The sequence below is a fragment of the Klebsiella sp. 141198 genome (genome assembly GCF_050600785.1).
Taxonomy (GTDB): Bacteria; Pseudomonadota; Gammaproteobacteria; order Enterobacterales; family Enterobacteriaceae; genus Klebsiella; species Klebsiella aerogenes.
In genome coordinates this window covers 15,211-34,888 of the sequence record NZ_JAQIRM010000012.1, presented here as the reverse complement: position 1 = coordinate 34,888, position 19,678 = coordinate 15,211, and the positions used below count along the sequence as shown (strand labels likewise).

Genomic DNA, 19,678 nt, shown 5'->3' with positions numbered 1-19,678 from the left:
GCGCTTTAGCGCTCTGTCGCGAGGTGGCGTATATTACGCTTTCCTCTTTCAGAGTCAACCCTGAATTTCAGAATTTTTCTCTTCAACCGAACCGGATGTTTGTGTGAAGTGATTCACATCCGCCGTGTCGATGGAGGCGCATTATAGGGAGTTATCGAGCGCCTGCAATAGAAAAATTGCAGAAAAATGACTGATTGCTGCATTCCCCAGCAAAACCCCGCTTTATACCCTTTTACACACAGAATTATCCACAGACACACGGCAAAACACGGCTTAAACCCCGGTACATCCATTGTCATATAAGGAGAGAACCATCGGCTAAAAGAGAAAGATAAAAATTCGCGAGCGTTGCGCAAACGTTTTCGTTACAATGCCGCGCTATGACACGGATGCCCGGTTGGGTGCGTTAGGTGAGTTTTTAGGCAAAAACTCACCTAACGCTCTCTGTAATGTTCAAATCCTGGGGATTTAATACCATGCAACAACGTCGTCCAGTCCGCCGCGCTCTGCTCAGTGTTTCTGACAAGGCCGGTATCGTCGAATTCGCGCAGGCGCTTTCCGCTCGTGGTGTCGAGCTGCTGTCCACCGGCGGCACCGCTCGTCTGCTGGCAGATAAAGGCCTGCCGGTTACCGAAGTCTCTGACTACACCGGTTTCCCGGAAATGATGGATGGACGCGTGAAGACCCTGCATCCGAAAGTACACGGCGGCATCCTCGGTCGTCGCGGTCAGGATGACGGTATCATGCAGCAACACGATATCGCGCCTATCGATATGGTTGTCGTTAACCTTTACCCGTTCGCCCAGACCGTCGCTCGTGAAGGATGCTCGCTGGAAGACGCGGTGGAAAACATCGATATCGGCGGCCCGACTATGGTGCGCTCCGCAGCGAAGAACCATAAAGACGTCGCTATCGTGGTTAAGAGCAGCGACTACGACGCCATCATTAATGAGATGGACGCCAACGAAGGTTCCCTGACGCTGGACACCCGCTTCGATCTCGCCATTAAAGCCTTCGAACATACCGCCGCTTACGACAGCATGATCGCTAACTACTTTGGCAGCATGGTCCCGGCCTATCACGGTGAAAGCAAAGAAGCCGCTGGTCGTTTCCCGCGTACCCTGAATCTGAACTTCATTAAGAAGCAGGATATGCGCTACGGCGAAAACAGCCATCAGCAGGCTGCCTTCTATATAGAAGAGAATGTAAAAGAAGCTTCCGTAGCTACCGCCACCCAGCTGCAGGGCAAAGCGCTCTCCTATAACAACATTGCCGATACCGATGCGGCGCTGGAATGCGTAAAAGAGTTCAACGAACCGGCCTGCGTTATCGTTAAGCATGCCAACCCGTGCGGCGTTGCCGTTAGCGACTCGATCCTCGACGCCTACGATCGCGCTTACAAAACCGATCCAACCTCCGCATTCGGCGGCATCATCGCCTTTAACCGCGAGCTGGATGCTGAAACCGCGCAGGCGATCATCTCTCGCCAGTTCGTTGAGGTGATCATCGCGCCATCCGCTAGCGAAGAAGCGCTGAAAATCACCGCCGCTAAGCAGAACGTCCGCGTACTGGTCTGCGGCCAATGGGATACTCGCGTCGCGGGTCTCGATTTCAAACGTGTTAATGGCGGCCTGCTGGTTCAGGACCGCGATCTCGGCATGGTCACCGCGGGCGAACTGCGCGTGGTCAGCAAACGTCAGCCGAGCGAGCAAGAGCTGCGCGATGCGCTGTTCTGCTGGAAAGTGGCGAAATTCGTCAAATCCAACGCCATCGTTTATGCCAAAGATAATATGACCATCGGGATAGGCGCCGGTCAGATGAGCCGCGTCTACTCAGCGAAAATTGCCGGGATTAAAGCCGGTGACGAAGGTCTGGAAGTGAAAGGCTCCGCCATGGCTTCTGACGCCTTCTTCCCGTTCCGCGACGGCATTGATGCCGCAGCCGCAGTAGGCATCACCTGCGTTATCCAACCGGGCGGTTCTATCCGCGACGAAGAAGTGATTGCCGCCGCGGACGAACATGGTATCGCCATGATCTTCACCGACATGCGCCACTTCCGCCATTAATTCACGGAGCAGCAGATGAAAGTATTAGTAATCGGCAACGGCGGGCGTGAACACGCGCTGGCCTGGAAAGCGGCCCAGTCGCCGCTGGTTGATACCGTCTATGTCGCGCCGGGTAACGCGGGCACCGCGCTGGAGCCGGCGCTGCAAAACGTCGCCATCGGCGTCACCGATATTCCAGCCCTGCTACGTTTCGCGCAGGATGAGAAAATCGATCTGACGATCGTTGGCCCGGAAGCGCCGCTGGTCATTGGCGTAGTGGACGCGTTTCGTGCCGCTGGGCTCGCCATCTTCGGGCCAACCGAGGGCGCCGCGCAGTTGGAAGGTTCCAAAGCCTTCACCAAAGATTTCCTCGCTCGTCATCATATCCCGACGGCGGAATACCAGAACTTCACCGAAGTTGAACCTGCGCTGGCTTACCTGCGCGAGAAAGGCGCGCCGATCGTCATCAAAGCCGACGGTCTGGCGGCAGGTAAAGGCGTTATCGTGGCGATGACCCTTGAGGAAGCCGAAGCGGCGGTGAAAGATATGCTGGCCGGTAACGCCTTTGGCGATGCAGGCCACCGCATCGTGATTGAAGAATTCCTCGATGGCGAAGAAGCCAGCTTTATTGTCATGGTCGACGGCGAGCACGTCCTGCCGATGGCCACCAGCCAGGATCACAAGCGCGTCGGCAACGGCGATACCGGCCCGAACACCGGCGGCATGGGCGCTTACTCCCCGGCACCGGTAGTCACTGATGAAGTCCATCAGCGCACCATGGAGCGGATTATCTGGCCAACCGTTAAAGGTATGGCCGCTGAAGGAAACACCTATACCGGTTTCCTGTATGCCGGTCTGATGATAGACAAGCAGGGCAACCCGAAGGTTATTGAGTTCAACTGCCGCTTTGGCGATCCGGAAACCCAGCCGATCATGCTGCGCATGAAATCCGATCTGGTCGAGCTGTGCCTTGCCGCCTGCGCGGGCAAGCTGGACGAGAAAACTTCCGAGTGGGATGACCGCGCTTCGTTGGGCGTCGTGGTTGCCGCCGGCGGCTATCCGGGCAGCTACAACACGGGCGATGAGATCCACGGCCTGCCGCAGCAGGAAGCGGCAGACGGTAAAGTCTTCCACGCCGGCACCAAACTGTCTGTCGACCAGCGCGTGGTCACCAACGGCGGGCGCGTACTGTGCGTCACCGCGCTGGGTGACACCGTGGCACAGGCGCAACAACGCGCCTATGAACTGCTGACCGATATTCGCTGGGACGGCAGCTTTAGCCGTAACGATATCGGCTGGCGCGCCATCGCGCGTGAGAAAACTAACGGCTGAGTTTTGCTAGCAGCGTTTTACGCGTAATGCCTAACTGACGGGCGGCTTCAGTTTTGTTGCCGCCCGTTTTTTCCAGCGCCGACAGTATGACTTCTTTTTCAACTTCCACTAATGGCTGAATCAGCGCCTCATCGTTGCCAGTGACCGGCAGCGGCGTGCCCGCTATCGCCAACGGCAGTTCACGCTCGGAAATATAGTCTCCGGTTAGCAGCACCACCGCCCGCTCCACCGCATTTTCCAGTTCGCGGATATTCCCCGGCCAACCGTAGTGAATCAACAGGTCCATCGCCTGCGGCGTAAATCCCTGCACCGTTTTACGATTGCGTTCGGCATAGCGCTTAAGAAAGTGCTGCGCCAGCGGTGGAATATCTTCACGCCGCTGACGCAGCGGCGGCATATCAATGGTTACGACGTTCAGGCGATAATAGAGATCCTGGCGAAAGCGCCCGGCGCTCACCTCCTCCGCCAGATTACGATGGGTGGCGGCGATTAGCCGAACATCGACAGAAAGCGTCTGATTACTGCCAACTCGCTGCACTTCGCGTTCCTGAATCGCCCGTAGCAGACGCACCTGCATCAGCGGCGAGATATCGCCAATTTCATCAAGAAACAGCGTGCCGCCATCCGCCTCGACAAAACGCCCTTCCCGCCGCCGTTCCGCGCCGGTAAAAGCCCCTTTTTCATGGCCGAACAGCTCGGACTCCAGCAGAGACTCATTGAGCGCTGCGCAGTTCAGCGTCACCAGCGGCTTGTCACGACGCTCGCTGCAGGCGTGGATGGCGCGCGCCACCAGTTCTTTACCGGTTCCCGATTCGCCGCAGATCAGCACCGTCGCGTCCGAGGGCGCCACCAGCGTAATATTGTTGATAAGCGCCTGCATTGCCGGGCTATCGCCAATCATGCCCCATCGTAAATCTGACGAGGCGCTGAGATCGCTCTCGCTCTGCCGGGTGTGCGCCAGCGCCTGAACCAGCGTCTGCTGTAGAGTGTCAAAATCCAGTGGCTTGACCAGATAATCCAGCGCGCCGGACTTAATAGCCTCAACCGCCGTGCCGACGCTGGAGAACGCCGTCATGATCAATACCGGAATCGCCGGGTTATAGGCTTTGATCTCTTTTAATGTCGCGATACCGTCCATCTCCGCCATGCGGATATCGCACAGCACCAGGTCGAAGACCTGCCGATGGATCTGTTCTAACGCCTGCAGGCCGTTGTGGGCTAACGCCACTTGATAGCCCCAGCCACGCAGCAGCGCCTGCAGAATCGTGCAATGGCTGACGTCATCATCGACAACCAGAATCTGTACTTTATCGCTGCTCATCTTCCCTCCGTTGAGCATCCACCGGCAGCCAAAGCGTAAATATCGCTCCGGCCCCCGGCTGGCTTTCGGCGCGGATCGTCCCGCCATGTTGTTCGATAATATTCTGTACCACCGCCAGCCCCAGCCCTGTTCCGTCCGCCTTGGTGGTGAAATAAGGGGTGAAGATAGCCTGCAGCTCTTCATCGCTCATCCCCTTACCGCTATCCTTAACGACAATTTTCACACGTCGCCGCTCGGCTTCGCTTGCCGATACGCGAATGACGCCGTCACGGCCAATAGCCTGCATCGCATTCAAATACAGATTCAACAGCACCTGGTTGAGACGGTCAGGGTCGGCTTTAATCGAGGTTAATTCAGGGCGCGGAGTAAATTGCAGCGCGATCCCGCGACTCTGCGCATCCTGGCTTACCAGCTGCAATGAGTGGTGAATAAGCGCGTTGATATCGACCGGCTGGTAGTTTAAATGGGCTGGACGAACCAGCTCCAACAGCTCGCTGACGACCCGGTTCAGGCGATCGGCCTCTTTGGCCATCACCAGCGCTAACTCCTGCGCCTCACCGCCCGGCGGCGTACGCTCGGCAAAATACTTCGCCAGTCCTTTAATCGAAGAAAGTGGGTTGCGAATCTCATGCGCGACGCCAGCCGCCAGATGCCCAAGGGCCATCAGTTTTTCTTTGCGAGCCATCGCCTCCTGTAGCTGCTGGCGTGAGCGACGGTAGCGGCGGAACCAGAACTGAGCGAGAATCGTCGCGACGATGACCAGCGACGCAGCCGCCAGCATGATCATCATATTACGCAAGCCGCGGGCCTGCGCCGCATCCAGCTCGCGGCTATCAAAGGCGATAAAAATCACCTGTGGAACATTGGGCTGAGCCAGCGCGCTGTTGCAGCGCTTCATCATCCCCATATGGTGGCCACGAGCAGGGTTGAGCGGGCGAAACTGGCGATAAATTTCCAGCGCCGGTTGCGGCTCAGCAAGCCGGCGCCAGCGCTCCTGTTCGCCCACCTTGAGTTCACGCATTTGCGCAGGACTGTACAGCGCCTTATCCACCTGCTGCGGATCGCTGTGGGCGATAATTTTACCGTTTTCATCGGTCACCGCGAACCACAGCACACCGGGCTGCCAGGCCATCTCCTCCAGCAACGCCTGCAGCTGCGCATGATGCATCCGCATCCCCATGCCGACACGCGTGCCGGACTCCAGCGCACGGATCAGCACACCGCCCTTCTCTTCGATATTTTGCCGGGCGGCGGCGGTCTCCCGGCCATAATCGCGGACGATCATCGCGGAAAAAAGAATAACCAACAAGACGACCGAACCGGTCAGTAACCAGCTCAGGGAGTCCCGGGAAAATGAGGTAATGCGCGGCATGGGCGGGTCCTTATCGTGTCCTTATTCGCTATCACCAGGATCCATCAGCAGAAATCATGCCATTTTTCCACACCGTGAAACCTGTCCTCAGACATATCGCTGGTGATTTAGCGAGTAAAAATGACTCGCTGACTCCAGCCGCAACGGGTCATTTTTACTCGCCAGAGTCACGTTTGCCGCGGGCCGGCCAGTATTGACGCGCTTTTTCAGGCTGGCATGGAAGATGCAACACAGAGGGAAACCACACAGGAGATCACGCTATGAAACGGAAACCGACTTTATCCCTCGTCCTCGTGGCGCTTGCCGCACTGACCTTTGGCAGTCACGCGGCCTGGGCTGGACATCACTGGGGCTACAATAACGGAATGGGCGCGCAGGGCTACAGCCAGCTCACCCAGGAACAGCAAGCGACCGTGCAGAAGCTACATGACAATTACTATGCGCAGACCAGCGCCCTGCGCCAGCAGTTGCAGTCCAAACGCTACGAGTACAATGCGCTGCTTACTGCGCCAAAACCAGAAAGCGGAAAAATTGAGGCCGTGGCGAAGGAAATGGAAACGTTAAGCCAGCAGTTGGATCAGCAGAGGGTAAAATTTGATATCGCCCTGGCTGAAGCAGGCGTTCCTCGCGGCGCGGGTATGGGTTACGGCGGCTGCCGTGGTAATGGCAGTGGTCATATGGGCATGAACCACTGGTAAAACTCAGAACGATTTTTCGCTCGGCTGCCAGGTACAGAAGTTTTCATTAGCCACCAGCAGCAGCTGAGCGCCTTCCGGTGCTTCCAGCCACGCCACGCTCACCTCTACGGAGGAGTGATTCTGGCGGCGTTCAATATGCGCTAATGCCCGCTCATCAAGGTCAGGCTTCACGGTCTGGCCTTCACAGGTAGTCACGGTACGATCGGCATGCCAGCGTCCCTGTCGTAATACCACTCGTCCTTGACGCAAGGCGTCGCTGGTTTCGCGGATTTGCTGCGCCCGATAGCGGTACAGCGCGACCTGGTCGTTGGAAAGCTGCTGTTTTTCACCATCTACTTCCCGCTGCATAAAGCTCAGCTCGCCCTGGGCGTCAAAGCGGGCGCGAATATGTTCCGGCGGTTTGCCGTACACATTGAGTTCAATAAGCGTTAGTTGGCCATCCTGCCAGCGGTACTCGCTGGTTGAGGTGTCGCCGCGGTGCCACGGACTAAAGGCGGCAAGCAGGTGCACTTCATCGCCGGCATCTTTGCGCCAGATGCGCATCGCGCCCTGGTTATCGGCGTAGCCGCTGGCGGTAAAAGGCGGTAGAGAGGAGTCATGACTGCAGGCAGTGAGCAATAGCGCACCTGCCAGCGTCAGCGTGCGACGCCAGTTAGACAAAAGGGGCTTAAAAGCCCCTTCGTTAAAACTGGACACTGCCACGCGGTCTTACTTGACTGCGTCTTTCAGCGCTTTGCCAGAAACAAATGCTGGCACGTTAGCTGCAGCGATTTTGATTTCTTTACCGGTCTGCGGGTTGCGGCCAGTACGCTCAGCACGGTGGTTCACTTTGAAGGTACCGAAACCAACCAGTTGAACAGCATCACCTTCTTTCAGAGACTCGGTAATTGCAGCCAGGGTGGATTCCAGGGCAGCTTTTGCCTGTGCTTTAGACAGGTCAGCTTTGTCCGCAATTACATCAATCAGTTGAGTCTTGTTCATAAGTTATCCTTACAATGTGTTTATCGCTTGCTAAGCATCGAGTGCGACGGAAATGCCAGAAAAGCACTCTCCTGCATACACGCACCGATAGCCACTTTTTTTCGCCCCCCAAATGTAGACCAGACAGGGGGCGGAATGGAAGTCTTCAGACGCTACAATTCAGGCGGTAAATCACGTTTTGTGGTCTCATTGCTGAAAATTTATACCAATATTGCTTTCGCCGGCCTCTCGCAGGTCTGCGCGCAGCCCTTTAATCAGTTCAAGATCGCGTTCTTCGCAGTCGGCCAACAGGCGGAAAATCTCCCACTGAATGTCCCATTCTTGTTCAACCGCCGGGTTGACTCTGAGCTCTTCATCGGTCATTTCGCGACCTTCCTGGGTCATTTCCAGCATCGCGACGGTAGTAATGGAAGTCTTACTGACCTCGATAGCATGTTCCAGCGTTTCACCGCTCAGGCGTGAGTGGATTAATTCGCTCAGCGCGACGCAGGCATCGATAGCCGGATAGACGCCGTACATGTCGTAGTCATCTGCGGACGGAATCGCCTCTTCCAGCTTTTCCAGCTGACTATCGAAATTCACCTTCGCATCTTTTACCGTCAGCGTTTCCCAGATCAGGTCAAGGATACGACGATATAACTGGCCGTCGCCAAACTCAGTTTGCTTGCAGAACATGGCGTAGTTGGGATACATACGCTCGCACAGGCAGGCCATAAAGGTGACATGCTGCCAGCTCTCCAGTTTCTCCAGGCGCAGGTGAATCGGGTTTTGTAACATGATGAATTCTCGAAGTCAGAAATTAGGCGCAGTGTACCTGAATCAGCCGTGATTTGCTTGCCAACGCACAAAGGAAGGCCGACGGGACGCCACGGCATCGGCCCAGCGCGTCGGCTCGGGTAGCCGATAGCCCTGCATACAGCGTTCCACCCACATTAACGCGCTATCGATACCTACGCGGTGGCCGGTACTGATAAACAGTGGGTTGCAGCGTGCTTTGCTGCGCCAGACCCAGGCCAGCTGGTCGCCTTTGTCGATTAATGGCGCCAGCGCGCCGGGCTCGGCGCCGAGCGGTTCAAACTTGCCGCATAAACGTTTTTTCGCTACGCCAATCGTTGGCACATCAACCATCAGGCCAAAATGGCTGGCGACGCCAAGCCGCCGGGGATGTGAAATACCGTGGCCATCGACGAACAACAGATCGGGCTTTTGCGATAACTGTTGCCACGCCGCCAGCAGCGCGGGGGTCTCGCGAAAGGAGAGAAAGCCGGGGATGTACGGCATCGTGGTGGCGACGCGCGCCACCTGATACTCCACCAGTTCAAGCCCCGGATAAGTTAGCAGCACCATCGCAGCTCGGGTAATTTCCCCCTCCTGCTCAAACCCCACATCGGCGCCGCCGATCAGCACCGGCGGGTCGCGATCCAATCGGTCCGCGCGTTCTACCGACGCGGCTAAAGATTGCTGTTGGGTTCGTAGCGCAGCTAAATCCATCATGCTTATCTCCTATTGGTGATATTGCGCGGAGAGACGATGTACCGCCTCAACAAAGACTCCTGCATGCTGTGGGTCGACGTCCTGATGGATGCCGTGGCCAAGGTTAAAGACATGGCCTTCGCCCTGGCCGAAGCCGGCGAGAATGTTAGCCACTTCGTCTTCAATACGGGCGGCAGGCGCATAAAGCATCGACGGGTCCATATTGCCCTGCAGCGCCACTTTGTGGCCTACGCGACGGCGAGCGTCGGCAATATCGGTCGTCCAGTCGAGACCCAACGCATCGCAGCCGGTCTCCGCCATCGCTTCCAGCCATTGTCCGCCGCCTTTGGTGAACAGCGTCACCGGTACGCGACGACCTTCGTTTTCCCGCAGCAGGCCATCGACGATTTTATGCATGTAGTAGAGCGAGAACTGCTGATAGTCGCGGCCGGTCAACACGCCGCCCCAGGTGTCGAAAATCATCACCGACTGCGCGCCCGCTTTGATCTGCGCGTTCAGATACAGGGTGACGCTTTTCGCCAGCTTGTCCAGCAGCGCGTGCAGGGCCTGCGGTTCGGCGTACATCATCTTTTTGATGACGGTAAAGGCTTTGCTGCTGCCGCCTTCAACCATGTAGGTCGCCAGCGTCCACGGGCTGCCGGAAAAACCAATCAGCGGCACTTCGCCTTTCAGTTCACGGCGAATAGTGCGCACGGCGTTCATCACGTAGCCTAATTCTTGTTCCGGGTCCGGCACCGGCAGTTTGTCGACGTCGGCTTTGCATTTCACCGGCGAAGTGAAGCGCGGGCCTTCGCCAGCTTCAAAGTACAGCCCCAGCCCCATCGCATCCGGAATCGTCAGGATGTCCGAAAAGAGGATCGCTGCATCCAGCGGGTAACGGCGCAGCGGCTGTAGCGTCACTTCGCAGGCCAACTCGGCATTTTTACACAGCGACATGAAATCGCCCGCTTGCGCGCGGGTGGCTTTGTATTCCGGGAGATAGCGGCCCGCCTGGCGCATCATCCACACCGGGGTGACATCAACCGGCTGGCGCAGCAGCGCGCGCAGGTAACGATCGTTTTTCAGTTCGGTCATTTTTACATTCCTTTAGCGTTGATGCGCCCAGTGTAACATGTCACTCGTACTCTGCCCGACACATCGCCACCGTATCTTCGATCAGGCGTCGCGCTACGGTGCCCGGCGGCGGTAGTAGCGGCAAATCGTCATAGCGATACCACTCTGCGCTCAGCAGCTCTTTTTTATCCACGACAATATCGCCGCTATCGTATTCAGCCATAAAGGCGGTCATCAGTGATTGCGGGAAGGGCCACGGCTGGGAGGTCACATAGCGTAGGTTTTTCACCTTAATGCCGCTCTCTTCCATGACTTCGCGGGCGACCGCCTGCTCAAGGGTTTCGCCCACTTCGACAAACCCGGCCAACACCGTATGGACACCATTACGATGGCGGGTATGCTGCGCCAGCAGAATTGAATCGTCGCGACGAATGGCGACGATAATGCAGGGGGCAATTTGCGGATAATAGCGCTCGCGGCAGTGGCCGCACAGCATCGCCCACTCGGTTTTACTGACATGCATCGGGTGGCCGCAGTAGCCGCAGAATTTATGCGATCGATAAAACTCGGCCAACTGGATCCCGCGCCCTGCCAGTTGGAAAAGCCCAGGATCCTGATCCAATATCTGGCGCAGCGATCCCATATCATGGCGACGATCCTGGCGCACCAGCCACACCGCTTCGCCTTGCCACTCGCCGAGATGTAGCGCGCGTTCTCCGACAAGATCAAAATTTACCGCTTCGCCATGTGGTAATTCCCCTGCGGGAAGCCATAATTTTTGTTCGTGACTGACGATCCACCAGCCGCGATCTAATTTTTCAATAATACGATCCATATCTATTGCGCTACCTTCGTTTTACTGGCACTTTTAACATTATATTTACATTTGCTGAGCAACGTTATTTTTAATCTTGCGGAGTCAATCATGTTAAACCAGCTGGAAAACCTGACGGAACGTGTTGGAGGCAATAACAAACTGGTCGATCGCTGGCTGCTTGTGCGTAAGCATTTGCTCGTGGCTTACTACAACCTGGTTGGCCTGAAACCCGGCAAAGAGTCCTTTATGCGGCTTAATGAAAAGGCGCTGGATGACTTTTGCCAAAGCCTGGTGGATTACCTCTCATCCGGTCATTTTAATATTTATGAACGTATTATCGGAGAAATGGAAGGGAGTACCCCTCTTTTAGCCGCCACCAAAATCTACCCGCAGCTGGAAGCCAATACCCAGCAGATGATGGACTACTACGATACCTGCCTCGAAAACGCCATCGATCATGATAACTATCTCGAATTTCAGCAGGCGCTGTCAGATATCGGCGAATCGCTGGAGGCGCGCTTCGCGCTTGAGGACAAGCTGCTGGCGCTGGTCGTCGCTCACGATCGGAAAGACAACGTTGGCGACAATATCGCGCCGACCGCTTGAGTTGTGAACCGTTAACGAGTAATTTACATACATTATCCCTCTGCGGAGGGATTTCATCTTGTCGGAGTGCCTATTTTCCACACGAAAACTAAAGTGGAAAAGGCTGAGACCGTTTATTCGGGATCCGCGGAACCTGATCAGGCTAATACCTGCGAAGGGAACAAGAGTAAACTGCTGGTCGCACCTGCCTGTTACGGGCTGGTCGCATCTGTTACTCCATCCGTCGTCTGACAAGCCATCTCCTTTTTTTGTAACTGGAATGCGCTATGTCTACTACCAAACTGACCCGCCGGGAACAACGCGAACACGCGCAGCGATTCATTGATACGCTGGAAGGTACCTCTTTTCCCAATTCGCGCCGCATTTACATTCAAGGCTCACAGGCTGATATCCGCGTCCCGATGCGTGAAATCCAGCTCAGCCCGACGCTCATCGGCGGTGATAACGATAACCCCCAATACGAAGCCAACGAACCGATACCGGTGTATGACACCTCCGGACCTTATGGCGACCCGGAGATCAACATCGATGTCCGCCAGGGACTGGCAAAACTACGCCAACCGTGGATCGACGCGCGTAACGACTGCGCGCCGCTTAGCGAACGCAGCTCGGCTTACACTAAAGCGCGGCTGGCCGACGATGGCCTTGATGAACTGCGCTTCAGCGGCCTGCTGGCCCCTAAACGCGCCGTCTCTGGCAAATGCGTGACGCAACTACACTACGCCCGTCAGGGGATCGTCACCCCGGAGATGGAATTCATCGCCATTCGCGAAAACATGGGTCGCGAGCGTATCCGCAGCGAGGTACTGCGCCAGCAGCATGCCGGAGAAGGCTTTGGCGCCCGCCTGCCGGACAACATTACCGCCGAATTCGTCCGCGATGAAGTCGCTGCCGGGCGGGCCATCATCCCGGCCAATATCAATCACCCGGAATCTGAGCCGATGATTATCGGCCGCAACTTCCTGGTGAAAGTGAATGCCAATATCGGCAACTCGGCGGTGACCTCTTCCATCGAAGAAGAGGTCGAGAAGCTGGTCTGGTCAACCCGCTGGGGCGCCGACACGGTAATGGACCTCTCCACCGGCCGCTATATCCACGAGACCCGCGAATGGATCCTGCGCAACAGCCCGGTGCCGATTGGTACCGTCCCGATTTACCAGGCGTTGGAGAAGGTCAACGGCATTGCCGAGAACCTGACTTGGGAAGCCTTCCGCGATACCCTGCTGGAACAGGCCGAACAGGGCGTCGACTACTTCACGATTCATGCCGGGGTGCTGCTGCGTTACGTGCCGATGACCGCGAAGCGGCTGACCGGTATCGTCTCGCGCGGCGGTTCGATCATGGCCAAGTGGTGCCTGTCGCATCATCAGGAAAACTTCCTCTACCAGCACTTCCGCGAAATCTGTGAAATCTGCGCCGCCTATGACGTGTCGCTGTCCCTCGGCGATGGTCTGCGCCCCGGCTCGATTCAGGATGCCAACGACGAGGCGCAGTTCGCCGAGCTGCATACGCTGGGCGAGCTGACTAAAATCGCCTGGGAGTATGACGTTCAGGTGATGATTGAAGGCCCCGGCCACGTGCCGATGCAGATGATTCGCCGCAATATGACCGAAGAACTGGAGCACTGCCACGAAGCGCCGTTCTACACGCTGGGGCCACTCACCACCGACATCGCGCCGGGCTATGATCATTTCACTTCCGGTATCGGCGCGGCAATGATTGGCTGGTTTGGCTGCGCCATGCTGTGCTACGTCACGCCAAAAGAACATCTCGGCTTGCCCAACAAAGAGGATGTAAAACAGGGGCTGATTACCTATAAAATCGCCGCCCACGCTGCCGACCTCGCTAAAGGCCACCCCGGGGCGCAGATCCGCGACAACGCGATGTCCAAAGCGCGTTTCGAATTCCGCTGGGAAGACCAGTTCAACCTCGCGCTCGATCCCTTTACCGCGCGGGCCTATCACGATGAAACCCTGCCGCAGGAATCCGGCAAAGTCGCCCACTTCTGCTCCATGTGCGGGCCGAAATTCTGTTCGATGAAAATCACCCAAGAGGTCCGCGACTACGCCGCGAAGCAAAGTATCGAGGCCGGCATGGCCGATATGTCGAATAACTTCCGCGCCCGCGGCGGTGAAATCTACCTGAAAAAGGAAAATGCCTGATGTACCAGCCTGACTTTCCGCCCGTACCGTTTCGTCTCGGGCTTTATCCGGTTGTCGATAGCGTGACATGGATTGAGCGCCTGCTGGAAGCCGGCGTGCGCACCATTCAGTTGCGGATCAAGGACCAGCGCGACAGCGATGTGGAGGATGACGTCATCGCCGCCATCGCGCTTGGCCGCCGCTATCACGCGCGACTGTTTATCAATGATTACTGGCAACTGGCGATTAAGCACCAGGCGTACGGAGTACATCTGGGACAAGAGGACCTGGAAACCACCGACCTGAGCGCCATCCGTAAAGCCGGACTGCGCCTTGGCGTCTCCACCCACGACGACATGGAAATTGACGTCGCGCTGGCGGCGCGCCCTTCCTACATCGCGCTGGGCCACGTCTTCCCGACACAAACCAAACAGATGCCTTCGGCGCCGCAGGGCCTCGAACAGCTTGCCGGGCATATTCATCGTCTGGCCGATTATCCGACGGTGGCGATCGGCGGTATCAGTCTGGAAAAAGCGCCGGGCGTACTGGCCACCGGCGTTGGCAGCATCGCGGTCGTCAGCGCCATTACCCAGGCAGCAGACTGGCGGGCTGCCACTGCACAACTGTTAGCACTGGCGGGAGCAGGCGATGAATGATCACGATTTCATGCGCTACAGCCGCCAGCTATTGCTGGAAGATATCGCCATTGAGGGACAGCAGAAACTGTTAGCCAGCCGGGCGCTGATTATCGGCCTGGGCGGCTTAGGTTCGCCGGCAGCGCTATATCTGGCGGGGGCCGGCGTCGGGACGCTGACCCTGGCCGATGACGACGCGGTGCATCTCAGCAACCTGCAGCGACAAATTCTGTTCACCAGCGACGATATTGACCAGCCAAAAGCCACGGCGGCAAAGACGCGGCTCAACCAACTCAATCCGCAAATCCGCCTCGTGGCGCTACAGCAGCGCTTAAGCGGCGAGGCGTTGCGCGCCGAAGTGGCGAAAGCCGACGTGGTGCTGGACTGTACCGATAACATGATCGCCCGCCAGGCGATTAACGCCGCCTGCGTAGCCCTTGAGACGCCGCTGGTAACCGCCAGCGCCGTCGGCTTCGGCGGCCAGTTGATGGTGCTGACGCCGCCGTGGGCGCAGGGCTGCTACCGCTGCCTGTGGCCGGACACCGCCGAACCGCAACGTAACTGCCGCACTGCGGGGATCGTCGGTCCGGTCGTCGGCATGATGGGAACGCTGCAGGCGCTGGAGGCCATAAAGCTCCTTAGCGGCATGGCGACGCCACGCAACACGCTACGGCTGTTTGACGCCCGCACCAGCAACTGGCGCAACCTTGCGCTGCAAAAGGCCCAGGGCTGCCCGGTATGCGGAGGCCATGATGCAAATCTGGTTTAACGACGAACCGTTGGAATGCGCGGACAACCTCAGCGTAAGCGCCCTGCTCAGTCAACTGGAACAGCTCCAGCCGGGCGTTGCGCTGGCGCTCAATCAACACATCCTGCCACGCGAACGGTGGGAAGATCATCTCTTGCAGGAAGGCGATCGGGTCCTGCTTTTTCAGGTTATCGCCGGAGGCTGATATGTTACGTATTGCTGATAAGACATTTGAATCCCACCTTTTTACCGGAACCGGCAAATTCGCCGCCCCAGAGGTGATGGTCGAGGCGATTCGCGCCTCGGGAAGCCAGCTGGTGACGCTGGCAATGAAGCGCGTCGATTTACGCCAGCATAATGACGCGATTCTCGCGCCGCTGCTGGCGGCGGGCGTTAACCTGCTGCCGAATACCTCAGGCGCCAAGACGGCGGAAGAAGCGGTTTTTGCCGCCCGCCTGGCGCGGGAAGCCTTAGGCACCCACTGGCTGAAACTGGAGATCCACCCGGACGCCCGCTGGCTGCTGCCTGACCCCATTGAAACCCTGAAGGCGGCGGAGCTGCTGGTGCGCGAAGGGTTTGTCGTCCTGCCCTATTGCGGCGCCGACCCGGTCCTGTGCAAACGGCTGGAAGAGGTCGGCTGCGCGGCGGTGATGCCGCTGGGCGCGCCGATAGGCTCCAACCAAGGGCTGGAAACCAAAGCCATGCTGGAGATTATTATCGAACAGGCGACGGTACCGGTGGTGGTTGATGCCGGGATTGGCGTGCCAAGCCACGCGGCGCAGGCGCTGGAGATGGGCGCTGATGCGGTACTGGTCAACACCGCCATTGCCGTCGCCGACGATCCTGTCGCCATGGCTCGCGCCTTCCGCATGGCGGTCGATGCCGGATTGCTGGCGCGTCAGGCCGGACCGGGAACGCGCAGTACTCAGGCGCAGGCCACCAGCCCGCTGACCGGCTTTCTGGAGGCGCTGGCATGAAAACTTTTAGCGATCGCTGGCGGCAGCTGGAGTGGGATGACATCCGCCTGCGCATCAACAGCAAAACCGCCGCCGACGTCGAACGAGCGCTGGCGGCAAAGCAGCTCACCCGCGATGACATGATGGCTCTGCTCTCTCCTGCCGCGGCCGATTACCTTGAACCGCTGGCCCAGCGCGCTCAGCGCCTCACCCGGCAGCGCTTCGGCAACACCGTCAGCTTTTACGTACCGTTGTATTTGTCCAACCTGTGCGCCAACGACTGTACCTACTGCGGCTTCTCAATGAGTAATCGCATTAAGCGCAAGACGCTGGATGAAGCAGAGATTGCCCGCGAATGCGCCGCAATCCGCAATTTAGGCTTTGAGCATTTGTTACTGGTCACCGGCGAACATCAGAGTAAGGTCGGAATGGATTATTTCCGCCAGCATCTGCCATCCATCCGCCGCCAGTTTGCCTCGCTGCATATGGAAGTGCAGCCGCTGGCGACCGAAGAGTATGCCGAACTAAAAACGCTGGGGCTTGATGGGGTGATGGTCTACCAGGAGACCTACCATGAAGGCATGTATGCCCAGCACCACTTGAAAGGTAAAAAGCAGGATTTCTTCTGGCGCCTTGATACGCCGGATCGCCTGGGCGAAGCGGGGATCGACAAGATCGGCCTCGGCGCGCTCATTGGTCTTTCCGACAGCTGGCGGGTGGACTGCTTTATGGTCGCCGAACATCTGCTGTGGCTACAGCAGCGCTACTGGCGCAGCCGCTACTCTATCTCCTTCCCGCGTTTACGCCCTTGCGCCGGAGGCATTACGCCAGCCTCATTAATGGACGAACGTCAGCTGGTGCAGACGATTTGCGCTTTCCGCCTGCTGGCGCCGGAGGTTGAGCTGTCGCTATCGACCCGTGAATCACCGTGGTTCCGCGACCGGGTGATCCCGCTGGCGATTAACAACGTTAGCGCGTTCTCTAAAACCCAGCCCGGCGGCTACGCCGACGATCATCCGGAACTTGAGCAATTTGCGCCACACGACGATCGCCGCCCTGAAGAAGTCGCCAGCGCGCTGACCGCCCGTGGTCTGCAGCCGGTATGGAAAGACTGGGATAGCTGGCTGGGACGCGCCTCGCAATCATCATAAAGCATGCTGCAAGCAGCTGATTATTTTGCGTGCCTGCACGAGAGATGAAAAACGGAGGCTCGCCGAACTGCCGTCGTTTTTCTATTCTGCCCTGGTCAGCAGCGGACGCTGACCAGGGCGAATTTTTCTTTCCTCTCTTCGCCCTGCCTCTACCGTCCGCAGTGCCGCAAACATATTGCTATCGAATATTAATCACGATGCTGAGCGCACTCAGCGTTATAATTTAGCGATAGTTACCTGATTCGCTAAGCAGGCATGCTGGCTTAACCTGCGTCTAAACCCACGGTTTATAAATCCCGGACGATTAACAACTTATGGCACGCCACAACAGAAAGCTCTCTTTTACTACGCCGATCGTAGTGGGGTTTGCGGGGATTTTGCTCAGTTTTTTACTGATTGCAATCTTTGTTACCGCGACGCAAAAGAAAAACTTTCTTGAAGATTATCATCATATTAACCGTAACTTCACCCATAACCTTGCGGTGAACTACACCGAATCGCTGCTGCGCGAGAATGACTACATTCTGGCGCGCGCGACGAAATACTTTGCCCGTGACGATGCGCTCAATATCGCCGTAAATGTCAATCCGCAAAAGGGTCTGGACGACTTGATGCGTCTGCAGGAGCTGATGCCGACAGTCTCCTCCATTTCGCTTGCCGATACTCTCGGCCATTATCTGCGCGCTCCCGAAGTGATGGAAGGCGATGAGAGCCGCACGTTTGATCCGAAAACGCGCCCCTGGTTTATTCGTCAGGCGGAAGCCAGTACATTCAGTCTCTATACCACTCCTTACCTTGACTACTTCACCCACCATCCTACCGTCACCGTCTACCGGCCTGTCATTTCGCCGCAGGGGAGGCTTAAAGGTAGCCTGGCGTTTCATATGGATCTGACCTCGATGGGCTACGCGTTACGGCAGATTGTCTCGCCGGTACAGGGGGAGTTTTTTGTCGTACAACGCGACGGCAAAGTGGTGATCCATCCCGATACAGGCGCGCTATTTAAAACCTACGTTAGCGCGGAACTGATGGACAAAATGACCAGCGCGGAAGGCCAACTTTATGATGAGGAACATAAGGCCTGGTACTACTACTATTCCTTTACCAACCCCGACTGGTTCGTTATTTTCCGCGTCACCGATACCACCCTTGATGACCTGACGCGCTATGAAACCGATATTGTCGCCTGGGGATTCGCCCTCGCCGCCATTGTCATCGTCCTGTTCGGGCTGTATCTGCGCCACGCTTCGCGTACCGTACTGATGAACATCATTAACGCCATTAAGACCGGCGACGTCAAACGCGCGCCGCGGCTGGAAGCCATGCTCAGCAAGGCTATCGAGAGCAATAAGCAGCGCGAGCTCACCTATGTCCGCCAGGCCACCATCGATGCGCTAACCGGCTGCAAAAACCGTCGCGCCTTCGACAGCGATATCGCCGCGCTGATGAACGATCACCAGCCTTTCGCCCTCGCGTTGGTCGATATCGATAACTTTAAATCAATTAACGATACCTGGGGCCATCTCAATGGCGACATCGTGCTGCGCAACGTCGCGCGTGAAGGGATACAGATCCTGCAGCCGCAGGAGATCTCGCTTTACCGCTACGGCGGCGAAGAGTTTGCCGTCATCTTCCCTGCCGAACATATCGACAACGCGCTCACCATTCTGGAGAGCTGGCGTCTTAACGTTGCCAGCCGAACCTGGCGCGAAGAAGGATTAACCGTCACCTTTAGCGCCGGCCTCGGGGAATGGAATATGGAGCCGCTGGAAAAACTGGTCGTTAGCGTGGATGAAGCGTTGTATAAGGCCAAACAGCAGGGCAAGAACCGAATCGTTCGCGCCTGAGCATAACTCCCTGATAGCCCGCTTTTGCGGGCCTTTTTATCTCTGCCGCTGCAAAATTGAAACCGGTTTCATTTTTTGTGATGTTTTACACACAATCATGGTGAAGCGGTTGTGCCGCGCCGCCGCCCGCGATAAAGATGATGCATCAAGGAACATACATAAGGGCGATGAAACTATGAAGAATATCGTTTTATGCTGTGCCGCAGGAATGTCCACCAGCATGCTGGTGCAACGCATGAAAGACGCCGCGCAAAAGAAAGGCATCGAAGTCTCGATCAAAGCCGTGCCGGTAGCGGAGTTCAAGGATAACCTGGCCGCGGCGGATATTATCCTGCTCGGCCCACAGGTGAAGTATGAGCAGGCGAAATTACAGGCGCTAGCCGACCCGGTCGGTAAAAAGGTCGCCGTTATCGATATGATGGATTACGGCATGATGAAAGGCGATGCCGTTCTGGATAAAGCCCTGAAGCTGATGGAGTAA

General features: G+C 57.1%; 20 protein-coding genes and 1 riboswitch. Of the genes, 12 read left to right on the top strand and 8 right to left on the bottom strand.

Going from position 1 to position 19,678, the window contains the following annotated elements:
- The first annotated feature begins 476 nt into the window (after positions 1–476).
- Together purH and purD are read left to right on the top strand one after the other, a co-directional pair.
- Complete coding sequence (gene purH / locus PGR10_RS25060; RefSeq protein ID WP_087859265.1) at positions 477–2,066, top strand: bifunctional phosphoribosylaminoimidazolecarboxamide formyltransferase/IMP cyclohydrolase; 1,590 nt, start codon at positions 477–479, stop codon at positions 2,064–2,066.
- Positions 2,067–2,081: 15 nt separating this feature from the next.
- Positions 2,082–3,377 carry a phosphoribosylamine--glycine ligase gene (gene purD / locus PGR10_RS25055; RefSeq protein WP_430924280.1) on the top strand — a complete coding sequence of 432 codons (1,296 nt, stop codon included), beginning with the start codon at positions 2,082–2,084 and terminating at the stop codon, positions 3,375–3,377.
- Here purD and zraR read toward each other — a convergent pair.
- Together zraR and zraS are read right to left on the bottom strand one after the other, a co-directional pair.
- On the bottom strand, positions 3,367–4,698 hold the full coding sequence (zraR, locus tag PGR10_RS25050; protein ID WP_113375061.1) for a sigma-54-dependent response regulator transcription factor ZraR: 1,332 nt from the start codon (positions 4,696–4,698) through the stop codon (positions 3,367–3,369). The genes purD and zraR overlap by 11 nt on opposite strands.
- Complete coding sequence (zraS, locus tag PGR10_RS25045) at positions 4,685–6,070, bottom strand: two-component system sensor histidine kinase ZraS (RefSeq protein WP_430924279.1); 1,386 nt, start codon at positions 6,068–6,070, stop codon at positions 4,685–4,687. The genes zraR and zraS overlap by 14 nt, the downstream gene beginning before the upstream one ends.
- Positions 6,071–6,330: 260 nt before the next feature.
- On the opposite strand from zraS, the gene zraP reads away from it, so the two are divergent.
- Complete coding sequence (zraP, locus tag PGR10_RS25040) at positions 6,331–6,768, top strand: zinc resistance sensor/chaperone ZraP (RefSeq protein ID WP_113375059.1); 438 nt, start codon at positions 6,331–6,333, stop codon at positions 6,766–6,768.
- Between the two features lie 3 nt (positions 6,769–6,771).
- Here the strand turns inward: zraP and PGR10_RS25035 are convergent, their stop codons facing one another.
- The 6 genes from PGR10_RS25035 to nudC form a co-directional block, all read right to left on the bottom strand.
- A complete protein-coding gene (locus PGR10_RS25035) occupies positions 6,772–7,464 on the bottom strand; it encodes a DUF1481 domain-containing protein (RefSeq protein WP_015704017.1) in 693 nt (230 codons plus the stop codon).
- Between the two features lie 12 nt (positions 7,465–7,476).
- Entirely contained in the window at positions 7,477–7,749 is a 273-nt protein-coding gene (gene hupA, locus PGR10_RS25030) for a nucleoid-associated protein HU-alpha (protein WP_002884342.1), read from the bottom strand.
- A 186-nt stretch (positions 7,750–7,935) separates the two neighbouring features.
- Complete coding sequence (locus tag PGR10_RS25025) at positions 7,936–8,526, bottom strand: YjaG family protein (RefSeq protein WP_058674285.1); 591 nt, start codon at positions 8,524–8,526, stop codon at positions 7,936–7,938.
- Positions 8,527–8,568: 42 nt separating this feature from the next.
- Positions 8,569–9,240, bottom strand: coding sequence for a deoxyribonuclease V (gene nfi / locus PGR10_RS25020; RefSeq protein WP_015704015.1), 672 nt, complete (start codon positions 9,238–9,240; stop codon positions 8,569–8,571).
- A gap of 12 nt (positions 9,241–9,252) precedes the next feature.
- On the bottom strand, positions 9,253–10,317 hold the full coding sequence (hemE, locus tag PGR10_RS25015) for a uroporphyrinogen decarboxylase (protein ID WP_015704014.1): 1,065 nt from the start codon (positions 10,315–10,317) through the stop codon (positions 9,253–9,255).
- Between the two features lie 40 nt (positions 10,318–10,357).
- The gene (gene nudC / locus PGR10_RS25010) at positions 10,358–11,131 is read right to left on the bottom strand and encodes an NAD(+) diphosphatase (protein ID WP_271032413.1); all 774 of its coding nucleotides are present in this window, start codon (positions 11,129–11,131) and stop codon (positions 10,358–10,360) included.
- A gap of 90 nt (positions 11,132–11,221) precedes the next feature.
- Here nudC and PGR10_RS25005 point away from each other — a divergent pair, with 90 nt between their 5' ends.
- From PGR10_RS25005 to PGR10_RS24965, 9 genes are all read left to right on the top strand, one after another.
- Positions 11,222–11,719, top strand: coding sequence for an Rsd/AlgQ family anti-sigma factor (locus tag PGR10_RS25005; RefSeq protein WP_047067104.1), 498 nt, complete (start codon positions 11,222–11,224; stop codon positions 11,717–11,719).
- 52 nt (positions 11,720–11,771) lie between these two features.
- Positions 11,772–11,896: riboswitch (TPP riboswitch) on the top strand.
- Between the two features lie 89 nt (positions 11,897–11,985).
- The gene (gene thiC, locus PGR10_RS25000) at positions 11,986–13,881 is read left to right on the top strand and encodes a phosphomethylpyrimidine synthase ThiC (protein ID WP_430924278.1); all 1,896 of its coding nucleotides are present in this window, start codon (positions 11,986–11,988) and stop codon (positions 13,879–13,881) included.
- Positions 13,881–14,516, top strand: a complete 636-nt coding sequence (gene thiE / locus PGR10_RS24995; protein ID WP_087859258.1) for a thiamine phosphate synthase — start codon at positions 13,881–13,883, stop codon at positions 14,514–14,516. Before thiC ends, thiE begins: the two co-directional genes overlap by 1 nt.
- Complete coding sequence (locus PGR10_RS24990; RefSeq protein ID WP_087859257.1) at positions 14,509–15,264, top strand: HesA/MoeB/ThiF family protein; 756 nt, start codon at positions 14,509–14,511, stop codon at positions 15,262–15,264. The genes thiE and PGR10_RS24990 overlap by 8 nt, the downstream gene beginning before the upstream one ends.
- Positions 15,248–15,448: a sulfur carrier protein ThiS gene (gene thiS, locus PGR10_RS24985; protein WP_087859256.1), complete on the top strand. Its 201-nt coding sequence runs from the start codon at positions 15,248–15,250 to the stop codon at positions 15,446–15,448. The genes PGR10_RS24990 and thiS overlap by 17 nt, the downstream gene beginning before the upstream one ends.
- Position 15,449: 1 nt before the next feature.
- Positions 15,450–16,220 carry a thiazole synthase gene (gene thiG, locus PGR10_RS24980; protein ID WP_087859255.1) on the top strand — a complete coding sequence of 257 codons (771 nt, stop codon included), beginning with the start codon at positions 15,450–15,452 and terminating at the stop codon, positions 16,218–16,220.
- Complete coding sequence (thiH, locus tag PGR10_RS24975) at positions 16,217–17,350, top strand: 2-iminoacetate synthase ThiH (protein WP_430924276.1); 1,134 nt, start codon at positions 16,217–16,219, stop codon at positions 17,348–17,350. The genes thiG and thiH overlap by 4 nt, the downstream gene beginning before the upstream one ends.
- A gap of 314 nt (positions 17,351–17,664) precedes the next feature.
- Positions 17,665–19,197, top strand: a complete 1,533-nt coding sequence (locus PGR10_RS24970; protein ID WP_308958273.1) for a sensor domain-containing diguanylate cyclase — start codon at positions 17,665–17,667, stop codon at positions 19,195–19,197.
- A gap of 175 nt (positions 19,198–19,372) precedes the next feature.
- Positions 19,373–19,678: a PTS sugar transporter subunit IIB gene (locus PGR10_RS24965; protein ID WP_045380683.1), complete on the top strand. Its 306-nt coding sequence runs from the start codon at positions 19,373–19,375 to the stop codon at positions 19,676–19,678.